Origin of the sequence: Curtobacterium oceanosedimentum, from assembly GCF_040545555.1 — a bacterium.
Lineage (GTDB): Bacteria > Actinomycetota > Actinomycetes > Actinomycetales > Microbacteriaceae > Curtobacterium.
In genome coordinates this window covers 38129-49909 of sequence record NZ_JBEPMD010000011.1, presented here as the reverse complement: position 1 = coordinate 49909, position 11781 = coordinate 38129, and the positions used below count along the sequence as shown (strand labels likewise).

General features: G+C 73.0%; 12 protein-coding genes. 10 read left to right on the top strand and 2 right to left on the bottom strand.

Features of this window, described 5'->3' with window-relative positions; all coding sequences use genetic code 11:
* The first annotated feature begins 65 nt into the window (after window positions 1-65).
* The 5 genes from ABIC52_RS12415 to ABIC52_RS12395 all read left to right on the top strand — a co-directional run bounded on the left by ABIC52_RS12415 (window position 66) and on the right by ABIC52_RS12395 (window position 4805).
* Complete coding sequence (locus ABIC52_RS12415; RefSeq protein WP_238638181.1) at window positions 66-1022, top strand: tripartite tricarboxylate transporter substrate binding protein; 957 nt, start codon at window positions 66-68, stop codon at window positions 1020-1022.
* Complete coding sequence (locus tag ABIC52_RS12410) at window positions 1019-1627, top strand: tripartite tricarboxylate transporter TctB family protein (RefSeq protein WP_354027468.1); 609 nt, start codon at window positions 1019-1021, stop codon at window positions 1625-1627. The genes ABIC52_RS12415 and ABIC52_RS12410 overlap by 4 nt, the downstream gene beginning before the upstream one ends.
* A 1-nt stretch (window position 1628) precedes the next feature.
* A complete protein-coding gene (locus ABIC52_RS12405; protein WP_354027467.1) occupies window positions 1629-3149 on the top strand; it encodes a tripartite tricarboxylate transporter permease in 1521 nt (506 codons plus the stop codon).
* Between the two features lie 180 nt (window positions 3150-3329).
* Entirely contained in the window at window positions 3330-4337 is a 1008-nt protein-coding gene (locus ABIC52_RS12400; protein WP_354027466.1) for a LacI family DNA-binding transcriptional regulator, read from the top strand.
* Window positions 4338-4415: 78 nt separating this feature from the next.
* On the top strand, window positions 4416-4805 hold the full coding sequence (locus ABIC52_RS12395; RefSeq protein ID WP_354027465.1) for a VOC family protein: 390 nt from the start codon (window positions 4416-4418) through the stop codon (window positions 4803-4805).
* Between the two features lie 158 nt (window positions 4806-4963).
* Here ABIC52_RS12395 and ABIC52_RS12390 read toward each other — a convergent pair whose 3' ends face one another.
* A complete protein-coding gene (locus tag ABIC52_RS12390) occupies window positions 4964-5638 on the bottom strand; it encodes an esterase/lipase family protein (RefSeq protein WP_354027464.1) in 675 nt (224 codons plus the stop codon).
* Window positions 5639-5700: 62 nt separating this feature from the next.
* Window positions 5701-6504 carry an alpha/beta fold hydrolase gene (locus ABIC52_RS12385; protein WP_126891674.1) on the bottom strand — a complete coding sequence of 268 codons (804 nt, stop codon included), beginning with the start codon at window positions 6502-6504 and terminating at the stop codon, window positions 5701-5703.
* A 117-nt stretch (window positions 6505-6621) separates the two neighbouring features.
* On the opposite strand from ABIC52_RS12385, the gene ABIC52_RS12380 reads away from it, so the two are divergent.
* The 5 genes from ABIC52_RS12380 to ABIC52_RS12360 all read left to right on the top strand — a co-directional run bounded on the left by ABIC52_RS12380 (window position 6622) and on the right by ABIC52_RS12360 (window position 11709).
* On the top strand, window positions 6622-7170 hold the full coding sequence (locus ABIC52_RS12380; protein WP_126891673.1) for a dihydrofolate reductase family protein: 549 nt from the start codon (window positions 6622-6624) through the stop codon (window positions 7168-7170).
* 102 nt (window positions 7171-7272) lie between these two features.
* Entirely contained in the window at window positions 7273-8604 is a 1332-nt protein-coding gene (locus ABIC52_RS12375; protein WP_354027463.1) for an NAD(P)/FAD-dependent oxidoreductase, read from the top strand.
* Window positions 8605-8917: 313 nt separating this feature from the next.
* Window positions 8918-9121: a hypothetical protein gene (locus ABIC52_RS12370; protein WP_194074871.1), complete on the top strand. Its 204-nt coding sequence runs from the start codon at window positions 8918-8920 to the stop codon at window positions 9119-9121.
* Window positions 9122-9188: 67 nt separating this feature from the next.
* Window positions 9189-10400, top strand: a complete 1212-nt coding sequence (locus ABIC52_RS12365) for an acyltransferase family protein (protein ID WP_354027462.1) — start codon at window positions 9189-9191, stop codon at window positions 10398-10400.
* A gap of 127 nt (window positions 10401-10527) precedes the next feature.
* On the top strand, window positions 10528-11709 hold the full coding sequence (locus ABIC52_RS12360; RefSeq protein WP_354027461.1) for an FAD-dependent oxidoreductase: 1182 nt from the start codon (window positions 10528-10530) through the stop codon (window positions 11707-11709).
* The last annotated feature ends 72 nt before the right edge of the window (window positions 11710-11781 follow it).

The window sequence follows — 11781 nt, the reverse complement described above, 5'->3', positions numbered from 1 at the left end:
CAGCGCCCGAGCAGTCGACGACCGGGACAGCGGACGGGCCGCGTGCCCGGCGTCCCGTCGCCCGCGTGGTCGGTGCGACCGTCGCCGCGGTGTCCATCGCGGTCGCCGCCTTCGGGTCCGTCACGTCGGCAGCGGCAGGCGGCGACCCGACCCGGTCCGTCACCCTCGTCGCACCCGCGGCTGCCGGTGGCGGCTGGGACGGCGTCGCGCGGTCGATGCAGCAGGCCCAGCGCGCGAACGGCATCGTCAACTCCGTCCAGGTCGTCAACATGCCGGGCGCGGGCGGCACCATCGCCCTCGGCAACGTCGCGCGGCTCGCGGGGCAGACCGACACGCTGCTCGTCGGCGGGACCGGGCTGCTCGCGGCCGAGATCCAGTTCGGGTCCGCCGTCACCCACGACGACATCACGCCGCTCGCGGTCACGGTCGAGGAGTACGACGTGATCGTCGTCCCCGCTGACTCGCCGTACGAGACGCTCGACGACCTGGTGTCGGCATGGCGCGAGCGTCCCGGCTCGGTGCCGTGGACAGGCGGCGGTTCGTTCGACCAGCTCGTCGTCACCGACCTCGCCGTGTCGGCCGGGATCGACCCGAAGGACACGAACTACATCCCGTCGGACGGCGGTGGCGAGGCGATCCAGGCGCTCCTCAACGGCACGGCCGCTGCGGCCTCGGGCGGGTACCCGGACAACATCGACCAGATCGAGTCCGGTCGGCTGCGTGCCCTCGCGCTCGTCGCGGCGGAGCCGGTCGAGGGCATCGACATCCCCACGGCGGTCGAGCAGGGGCACGACGTCACGCTGACGAACTGGCGCGAGATCGCCGCGCCGGGCGGCCTCGACGACGAGCAGCGGGCGCAGCTCACCGACATCGTGCTCGACACCCTCGACACCCCGGAGTGGGCGGACGCGATGGAGCGGTACCACTGGACCGAGCGGATCATCACCGGCGACGACCTCGACGCGTTCATCGACGAGGAACGCGAACGCATCACCGCGCTGTACGAGGAGCTGGGCCGATGAGCCGTCCGAGCAACCCCACGTCGTCGTCCGCGGTCGTCGGGCAGCGGCTCACGTTCCGGGCCGACCCGGGCCGTGTCGCCGCGGTGGCGAAGGAGCTGACCACCCCGGCGCTCTTCACCGCCTTCGCGGTCTACCTCGTCGTCGGCATCGTCACCATGGAGGTCCCCGCCGGCACCGCGTTCCCCGGGCCGGCGGTGTTCCCCGGGCTCGTCGCCGCGGCACTCCTGCTGCTCGCCGCGCTGCTGGTCGTGCGGTCCGTCCGGGCTGCACGGGGGCGTCGCGCCGGGACGGACGACGCCCCGCTGGAGCCCGCCACCGACACCACGGACGGAACCAGTACGGAGACCGCACGCTCGGTCCGCGTCGACTGGCGCTCCCTGGCCTGGGTGGTCCTGTCCTTCGCCGCCTTCGCGCTGCTGCTCGGCGTGCTCGGGTGGATCATCGGCGCCGGGCTGCTGTTCCTCGGCGTCGCGAAGGGGCTCGGCGCCCCGGGGTGGCTGCGTCCGCTCGTCGTCGGGCTGACGGTGAGCGCGATCAGCTACATCGCCTTCGACATGCTGCTCGACCTGTCGCTGCCCTCGGGCATCGTCGGATGGGAGTTCTGACGTGGACGTGCTCGGTCTCCTCGGCGACGGCTTCGCCGGTGCCCTGACCCCCGCCAACCTGCTCTGGGTCGTCGTCGGCTGCCTGCTCGGCACCGCCGTCGGCGTCCTCCCCGGCCTCGGCTCGTCGATGGCGGTGGCGCTGCTGCTGCCCGTGACGTTCTCGCTCGACCCGACAGCGGCGTTCATCATGTTCGCCGGCGTCTACTTCGGCGGACTCTTCGGCGACTCGACGATGGGCATCCTGATGAACACGCCGGGCCAGGCCTCGGCGATCGCCTCGACGTTCGAGGGCCACAAGATGGCGCTGAACGGACGAGCCGCCCAGGCACTCGCGACGGCCGCGATCGGCGCGTTCGTCGGCGGCATGATCGCGTCGGTCCTGGTCGTGTTCCTCGCACCGGCACTCGCGTCGTTCTCGTCGAGCTTCGGACCGGCGGAGTTCTTCGCCCTCGCACTGTTCGCCTTCGTCACGACGTCGTCGGTCGTCACCGACGACGCGCTGAAGGGCCTCGGGTCGCTCTGCCTCGGGCTCGGCATCGCGGTGATCGGCGTCGACGGCATCTCGGGTGCACCGCGCTTCACCATGGGTGTCCCGGAGCTGTTCGACGGCATCTCGCTCGTCACGGTGACGGTCGCGGTCCTGGCGCTCGGCGAGGTCATCTACGTCGCCTGCCTTGCACGGCACCTGAAGGACGGCCGGATGGTGCAGGCGACCGGCCGCCCGTGGCTGTCGAAGCGGGAACTCCGGGAGGCCGCACCGGCGTGGCTGCGCGGCACCGCCATCGGCCTGCCCTTCGGCGTCGTGCCCGCCGGCGGGTCCGAGATCCCGACCTTCCTGGCGTTCGGGCTCGAGAAGCGCCTGGACGCCCGTCGGAAGGACCCGCAGTTCGGCAAGGGTGCGATCCGCGGTCTGGCGGCGCCCGAGGCCGCGGGCAACTCGACGACCGGCATGGCGATGGGCGCGCTGCTGTCCCTCGGCCTGCCGGTGTCGGCGACGGCCGCGATCATGCTCGCCGCGTTCCGCCAGTACGGCCTGCAGCCGGGCCCGCTGCTGTTCGACCGCTCCCCCGACCTGGTCTGGGCGCTGCTGGCGTCGTTCTTCATCGCGATGGTGGTGCTGCTCGTCATCAACCTGCCGTTCGCCATGCTGTGGGCGAAGCTGCTGCGCATCCCGCGGGCGTACCTGTACGCGGGCATCGCGGTCTTCTGCGGCCTCGGGATCTACGCGACGAGCGGTTCGGTGTTCGACCTGCTCATGCTGCTCGGCATCGGCCTCGTCGGGTTCCTCATGCGGGCGCTCGACATCCCGCTCGCGCCGCTCATCATCGGCATGGTGCTCGGTCCGCTCGCCGAGACGAGCCTGCGGGACGCCGCGCTGAGCGCCGACGGGGACTTCTCGGTCCTGGTGGCCGGGCCGATCCCGATCGTGCTGTACGCCGTGCTGGCGGTCGTGATCGCGGCCACCGTGACCAGCCGCGTCCGGGCGCGCCGGGCGGCGCGTCGCGAGCTGGTCGACGCGTAGCCGCGCCCCGACGGCGCCGGCAACCGGACGCGGTGGCGGTCGGACCACACCGTGTCGGACGGGAGGCGCGTGGCGGCCGCGCACCGTGCCTCCCGTCCGTCACCGCGCCGGACGGGAGGCGCGGGACCGTCCGGCACCGTGCCTCCCGTCCGCCGGGCGGCGCGCGCTACGCTCGTCCCGATGCGCGCGACCGTGCGGGACGTGGCGGCCCTCGCCGGGGTCTCCCCGAAGACCGTCTCCAACGTGGTGAACGGCGGCGTGTCCGTGCGGCCCCAGACCCGGGAGCGCGTCGAGCGCGCGGTCGTCGAGCTCGGCTACGTGCCGAACCTGTCCGCCCGCGGACTCCGGAACGGCCGTTCCGGTGCGATCGCCCTGACGCTGCCCGAGCTCGGCAGCGCGTACTCGGCGGAGCTGGCGCAGTGGTTCGTCGAGCTCGCCCGCGAGCGCGGCTGGACGGTGCAGCTCGACCAGACCGGACACGACCCGGGCCGCGAGCGCGAACTGGTCTCCCGGGCCCGAGCGCACCTCGTGGACGGCCTCGTGCTCAACCCGGTGTCGCTCAGCGCCAGCGTCCTGGCCGAGACCGAGGGGCTCCCGCCGACCGTCGTCATCGGCGAGGTCGAGCCCGAGCACGTCGACCAGGTCCACGTGGACAGCCGGCTCGCCGCGCGGGAGGTCACGAGGCACCTGCTCGACCGCGGGCACCGTCGGATCGCCCTCGTCGGAGCAGCGCGTCCGACGGACGCCACCGCCACGAGCGAGCTGCGCGACCGGGGTCACGCGGACGCGCTCGGTGCGGTCGGCCTCGAGGTCGACCCGTCCCTGCGCGTGCCGCTGGCGGCGTGGACGACGAGTGCGGCGGCGGCGACGTTCGCCGAGTGGCTCGACGTGAACCCGCTGCCGGACGCGGTGTTCGCCTACACGGACTCGATCGCGTTCGGCGTGCTGCACGTCCTGGCCGCACGGGGTGTCCGCGTCCCGGAGCAGGTCAGCGTCGTGGGGTTCGACGACGTGGACGCGGCCGCCTTCGCGATCCCGGCGCTGACGACGGTGTCGTTCGACCGGCGGGTCTTCGCGACGGCGGCTCTCGACCTGCTCAGCCGGCGGATCGCCGACCCAACTCTGCCGCCGGAGACCGTCGTCGTGCCGCACCGGATCGTCGAGCGCGCGAGCGTCGCCGACCGCTGAGCCGCCGGCCGCCGGGCGGGCGCCGGGCCGCCGCGGTGCTGGACCGTCCTGTCGTGAGGCCCGGGTAGCGTGCGCCGCATGAGCGCCGACGACCCCGCGATGCCCGTGCTGACCGCGACCGTCCTGCAGTCCCCCGATCCCGTGCGCCTCGCGCGGTTCTGGGGTGCACTGACCGGGTGGACCGTGCACGAGGACGGCCCGACCTGGCTCAGGGTCCGCCCTGCCGACGGCGGGGTCGGGCTCTCGGTGCAGTACGACGACGCGTACGAGGCTCCGACCTGGCCCCCGATCCCGGGCACGCAGGGCATGCAGCTGCACCTCGACCTGCAGGTGGAGGACCTCGGCGCCGCGACCGCTCGTGCGCTCGAGCTCGGTGCGACCGAGGCGGCGTTCCAACCGCAGGACGACGTGCGGGTGCTCCTCGATCCCGACGGGCACCCGTTCTGCCTGTTCCTGCCCGGCGCCTGAGCGCTGCGGCGCGGCGCGACGGTGCGAGGTGCCTCTGCACAACGGGAAGCAGCTCGCGCCACGTGATCGCGTGGTTCGACGTGCTTCCGGTTGTGCGAGCGCACACGAGCGCCCGGGCCGCACGCGGACCGCACACGAGCGCGCGGCCCGACCTCGGCTCAGCCCGGTGTGCCCGGGCCCGCCGCGTCGAGCACGACCTCGCGGGTCTGCTGCGCGCCGAGGATCCGGAAGTGCCCGCCGACGGGCACCCGCACGTTCGTGGCCCCGGCGAGTTCGCTGCCTCCCGGGATGAGCGTGTCGAACACCCCGTAGACCGAGGTGATCCGCGCGTTCACCGCCAGGTCACGCCCGAGCGCGGCGAGCACGGGGTCCGCCGCTCGGAAGGCCCGAAGGTGCGGCACGGGGGCCAACCGGGCGTAGACCGACCCGCCGAACGGCGTGGAGACCGCGACCATCCGGTCGATCCGCTCCCCCTCGGGCAGCGTCATCGCGTACTTGCCGATGAGACCGCCCTTGCTGTGCGCCACGATCAGCACGTCGCGCAGGTCGCGTTCGTCGAGGTACGCCAGGACCTCGCGCGCCGACTCCGGCACGGGCCGCAGGTTGTGCCGCAGGACGGGCAGCACGTGCACCGGGTGCCCGGCGTCGTGCAGCGCGTCCATCAGCGGCCGCATGAAGTGCCAGGTCTCGTAGACGCCGGGCACGACGACGACGGGTTGGCCGTCACCGGTCCGGTAGTCCTCGGCGGTCGTCGGACCGACGCTCCGGAGTTGCCAGCGGGCCGCGTACCACCAGTCGAGCACGGCCCACCAGGCGCGCCGGAGCAGCGGCACCCGGACGGGAGGCTCGGGGCCCGTCCCGGGGACCGCTCCGGTCCCCGGGACTATCGGCTCGGTCACCGTGCGTCGCCCGTCGTCGCGTCCCCGGTCATCACGTCCTCCGTCGTCTGCACACGTCGGAACTCGTCGACCAGGCGGGCGAACGCAGCCGGCTGGCGGTCCTGCACGTGGTGTCCGCCGGGCAGCTCGACGAAGGCGCCGCGCTGCGCCGAGGCGGCGAGCGCAGCCGCCCAGTCGCGGCGGCCGATGGGGTCCCGGTCACCGCGGACGACCAGCACCGGCTGCGTCAGGGTCGGCACGACCTCCTCGAGCCGGTACCGGAGCATCGGTCGGAGCTCGCGGACGTACTGCCGCATGCTCCGGAGGTAGTCGGTCAGGACGACCCCGTTCATGCGCGGGTCCTCGACGACCGTGTCCCGCCCGAGGTCGAGCGCCTGCTGCAGGAGCGTGCGGCGCGCCGGATCGACGACGGGGCCGATCAGGACGAGCGACGCGACGGCCTGCGGGTGGCGGCGCGCGGCCGCGACCACGACCTGGGTACCCATCGACTGCCCGACGAGCACGAGGTCGCCGGCACCACGGGAACGGACGGCCTCGACCACGAGGGCACCGAGTTCCTCGACCTGCACCGCCCGGCCGACCGGCGGGACCCCGCCGAATCCCGGCAGGTCGACCGCGACGGTGCGGTTGGTCCGTGCGAGGATCCGCTGCGTCCGTGCGAAGGACCGGTGTGACATCCCGATGCCGTGGACGAGGACCACGGTCGGGGCGAGGCCGTCCCGCAGCCGGCCGGCGGGTGCCATCGTCCGGAGCCGCACGGGCAGCCCACCGATCTCGAAGGACTCCACCCTGGCGCGCACGTTGCGAACCTACCCGGCCCTCCGCAGCGCGGGGTCAGCCTCCGCACCGGCGCGCAGCACGCCGTCGGGGCGGACCGGCCCTCGACGTCGCACCGACGGGGCCCTATGCTCCGCAGCATGCGCAAGGTGACCTCGGGGCTGTTCGCATCGGTCGACGGTGTGGTGCAGGACCCGTACAAGTACCAGTACGACTCGTTCGACGCCGAGCTCGGGACCGCCATGACGGCGTGGATGGAGCGCACCGAGACGGTCCTGCTCGGCAAGCAGAGCTACCTGGAGTGGTCCGAGTGGTGGCCGCAGCACGAGGACGACCCCTTCGGCCGGTGGATCAACCCGATCGAGAAGCACGTCGCGTCGACCACCCTCGGCGACGACCTGACGTGGCAGAACGCCCACCGGATCCAGGGTGACGTCGACGACTTCGTCCGCGACCTCAAGGCCGGCGACGGCGGCGACGTCGCGGTCACCGGCAGCGTGACGCTGGTGCGCCACCTGCTGTTCGCCGGGCTCCTCGACGAACTGCAGCTCATGGTGCACCCGGCGATCGCCGGTGCCGGGCGGAAGCTCTTCGAACCGACGGACCCGCCCACGCGTCTGCGCCTGGTGCAGAGCGTGATGACCAGCAAGGGGAACGTGCTGAGCACCTACGCGCCCTTCGACGCCTGACGGGGTCAGGGTGCGCCTCCAGGCCGGACCCGCAGGACCGCTCCATCGGCAGCCGGACGGGCAGGTGGACGGACAGGTGCCGCGACCGGCGTACCCTTCTGGGTGGCCGTCGACCGCACCACCCTGGAGAACACCATGTCCGAGGACACCCGCCCGCACGTCGTCATCGTCGGGGGTGGCTTCGCGGGGATCGCGGCCATGCGGGAGCTCGCCGACGCCGACGTCCGTGTGACGCTCGTCGACCGCCACGTCTACAACATGTTCCAGCCGCTCATGTACCAGGTCGCCACCGGCGGCCTGAACGCGGGCGACGTGACGTACTTCCTACGGAGCCTCCGGGCGAAGCAGTCGAACGCCGACTTCCGGCACGGGCTGCTGACCGGCATCGACACCGAGCACCGCATCGCCGAGATGTCCGACGGCGAGCACCTGCACTACGACTGGCTGATCCTGGCGAACGGTGTCAACACGAGCTACTTCGGCACGCCCGGTGCGTACGAGTACGCGTACTCGATGTACTCCCGGTCGCAGGCCCTCCGCATCCGCGACGAGCTGTTCACCCGCCTCGAGCAGGCCGCGGCACAGCAGGGCCCGGACGAGATCCGCGTGGTGATCGTCGGCGGCGGCGCGACCGGCGTGGAGATGGCCGGAGCCCTCGCCGAGCTGCGCGACCAGGCGCTCGTCGGCGCCTACCCGGAGATCGAGCGCGGCAACATCTCGATCACGCTCGTGCACCGCAGCGGTGAGCTGCTCAAGCCGTTCGCCCCGCGCCTCCGCCGGTACGCGGCCAAGGTGCTCCGCAAGCGCGGGGTCGTGCTCCGGCTCGACACCGGCGTCGCCGAGGTCAAGGAGGACGGTGTCGTCACCGCCTCGGGCGAGTTCATCTCCGCGTCGCAGGTCATCTGGGCCACCGGGGTCGCGGCGCACAAGGAGGTCTCGGGCTGGGGCATGCCGCAGACCCACGGCGGCCGCATCCAGGTGAACGACGACCTGAGCGTGAAGGGCGTCGAGCGGATCTTCTCGGCCGGCGACATCGCGGCCCAGGACGACGCCCTCGCCCAGCTCGCCCAGCCCGCGCTGCAGGGCGGCAAGCACGTCGCCCGCCAGGTCAAGCGGCTGCTCGACGGGAAGCCGACGGAGCACTTCAAGTACTTCGACAAGGGCACGATGGCGACCATCGGGACGAACGCCGCGGTGGCGCAGCTGCGCGGTGGCATCACGATGGTCGGCCCCGTGGCGTGGCTGGCGTGGGTGGCGGTGCACATCGCCTCGCTGCTCGGCAACGGCAACCGGCTGTCGACGCTGTCGCACTTCTTCGTCCGCTACCTGTGGTTCATGCGGAAGCGCTCGATCCCGATCGTCGGCGACGTCCGGCCCGTGCGTCCGAACGGCGACCGCGAGCCCGAGCCCTGGCAGATGCAGAAGGCCGAGTAGCGCGGGTCGCGGACGCCGTCGCCGCTCAGCGCGCGGCGGGTCCGAACTCCGGATTGCGCGACTGGTGCGACAACGTCGACGTCGTACGACAGCGGTTCTGTCGTTCCACCCGCACTGCTCGTGCTCCGCGCGGTTCGTGCGACAACGTCGACGTCGTACGACAGCGGTTCTGTCGTTCCACCCGCACCACGGCATGCGCGGGGGCCGGCCGCCCTCAGCGCGCGGCGACGTGGGCGTACGCCCCCGCGGCGATGTCCTCGAGCAGGGTCGGGCCGGTCAAACGCCGCCGCGGAGTCGGGAACTCGGGAAGCTCGTGACCCTGAAGGTCCACCTGGGCGACGCACTGCGGGCACACGGGATCGACGAACCGGCGGCCACGATCGCCGCGGAGACGGCGGTCACGGTGTTCCACCTGTCCTTCACGCAGTGGATCACGGACGGCGAGGACCGCGACTTCGGGGCGATCGTGCACGAGCGACTGGACGCACTGACCCGGATCGTGCACCCCGGATCTTGAGGGTCCTCTTACCCGGGCAGGGCAAGCTCGTCGTCATCCGTTCGAACGATCCTCGCAGGGAGGAACCGTGGCGACGAACACCCTCGCCCCCGAGCACACCCGCGCGGTCGACCGCAGCACTCCGGTCGGTCGCGGGACCCGTGCTGCCCGGCCGACGCCGCCACCACCGCTGACCCGCCGTGCGCCGGCCCTCGACGGCCTGCGCACCATCGCCATCGCCATGGTGATCCTGTACCACCTGCACGTGCCGCAGTTCGAGGGCGGCTTCGTCGGCGTCACCGTGTTCTTCGCCCTGTCGGGGTTCCTCATCACGACCCTGCTGCTCGGCGAGCACCGGAAGACCGGGCGCATCCGACTCGGGAACTTCTGGCTGAAGCGCCTGCTCCGGCTCTACCCGGCGCTCGTCGCCCTCGTCGTCATCGGCCTGCTCCTGTGGAACTGGGTGGGCGACTACAAGGGTGCGTCGTTCAGCCCCGGCGAAGCGGCGTTCATCGCGCTGACGTACACGGGCAACCTGTTCCGCTCCTTCTGGGACACGACGCAGGGCGTCTTCGCCCACACGTGGTCGCTGTCGATGGAGGAGCAGTTCTACCTGGTCTGGCCACCCGTCCTGGTGCTCCTCTTCGTGGTCCGGTCGCGTCGACGCTGGCTGCTCGCCGGGCTCGGCTCGGTGATCGTGGCATGCTCGGTCGTCGCCGGTCTCGTCTACGCGAAGCCGAACAGCGGCGCGACGCCCGACGTCTACTTCTCCCCCGTCCTCGGGGTCGTCCCGCTGGCGACGGGCTGCCTGCTCGCACTGCTGCTCGACGACGAGCGCGTCCGCACGTGGGCCGCCGGGCTCGCCGGCCACGTCGCGACGTGGGCCGGCATCGTCCTGCTCGCCGGGGTCATGCTCTGGATCGGGGACGACTGGGCCCAGCACGCGTGGACGTTCAGCGTCGTGCTGCCGCTCACCGGTGTCGTCTCCGCCGTGCTCATCGGCGGTCTCGTGTCGGTGCGGTCGCCGCTGTCCGCCGCGCTCGCATGGTCGCCCGTCTCCTGGTTCGGTCGGCGCGTGTCGTACGCCGCGTACCTCTGGCACCCGCTCGTCATCGCGCTCCTCGACCCCTTCGCGGTCGGTCCGTGGGGCCAGGTGTCGATGATCGCGGTCGCCGTCATCGTCGCGGTCGGTGCCGCCTACGCGGTCGAGGTCCCCGTCGAGAAGGCGCAGAAGCGCTTCCGCGAAGCCCGTCGGCTCGCCGCCGAGGACCGCGCCGAGCGCGCCCGCGTCACCACCTGACGACGGCGGCGAGCGGGGCGTCGACGTGCGCCACCGCCCGACGGGAGGCTCGCGGCGCGCCCGCCACGCGCCTCCCGTCCGACGACGCCTGGGCGGGTCGTCGTGACCGGTCCGTAGGCTCGCCTGCGTGACCACGGAACGTGTCGAGGTGCTCGTCGTCGGCGGCGGGCCCGTCGGCCTGTTCGCCGCTGCGCTCCTCGAACGGCTGGGCGTCTCCGTCGCCGTCTGGGAGCGACGCGACACCGAGCCGACGGGCTCGCGGGCGATCGGGATCCACCCGCCGTCGCTCGACGCCTTCGCCGCGATCGGCCTGGACACCGCGGTGCTCGCCGAGGCGGTGCTCGTCCGCACGGGCGTGGCCCGGAGCCGCGGTCGCGTGCTCGGGTCGCTGTCCTTCGACCGCGCCTCGGCGACGCACCCCTACGTCGCCACCCTCGACCAGCACCGCACCGAGGCCCTGCTGCGCGACCGGCTCGCACCCGGGGTGCTGCGGACGGGCACGACGGTGACCGACCTGTCCCGCCACGCCGGGCACGTGCTGGCCCACGGCGTCGCCACCGACGGAACCCCGGTCGTCGCCGAGGCGGCCTTCGTCATCGGGGCGGACGGTGCCCGGAGCGCGGTGCGCGACCTGGTCGGCATCGCGTCCTCGGGGCGCGACTACCGCGACCGGTACGTGATGGGCGACTTCGTCGACCCCGAGCCCGAGCGGGCGCGGTCGTCGGCGTTGGTCGACGTCGGGCCGGAGGGGGTCGTCGAGTCGTTCCCACTGCCGGGTGGCCGACGGCGGTACGTCGCCCTCGTGGCGGGCGGCCGGACCGCACCGGGCGATCGCTCGCCGGACCCGGACGCTGCCGTCCGGCTCGCAGCGATCGTCGCCGGGCGCACCGGTGCTCGGCCCGACCCGGCGACGTGCACGATGACGAGCGGCTTCCGGGTGCGGCGGCGGGAGGCCTCGCGCGTGGGTGTCGGACGGGTGGTGCTCGTCGGGGACGCCGCCCACGAGATCAGTCCGATCGGTGGCCAGGGCATGAACCTCGGCTGGCTCGACGCCGCTGCGCTCGCGCCGCTGCTGGCCGAGGCGGTCCGATCCGGGACGACCGCTCCGTGGCAGGAGTCCGCGAACGCGTACGCCGTCGGGCGGCAGGCCGCGGCGCGACGGGCTGCGCGGCAGGCGGAACTGAACATGGCGCTCGGGCGTCCGACCGGTGCGCTCGGGTCGGTGGGGCGGGAGGCGCTGCTCCGCACCGTGCTCGCGCTGCCGAGCGCCGACGGGCTCGCCGGGGTCTACGCGATGCGGTGGGCCTGAGCGGCGCTGTCGCTCCTGCGGGCGCTGGTGCAGGCGCTGGTGCTGGTGCTGGTGCTGGTGCTCGCCCGTGGA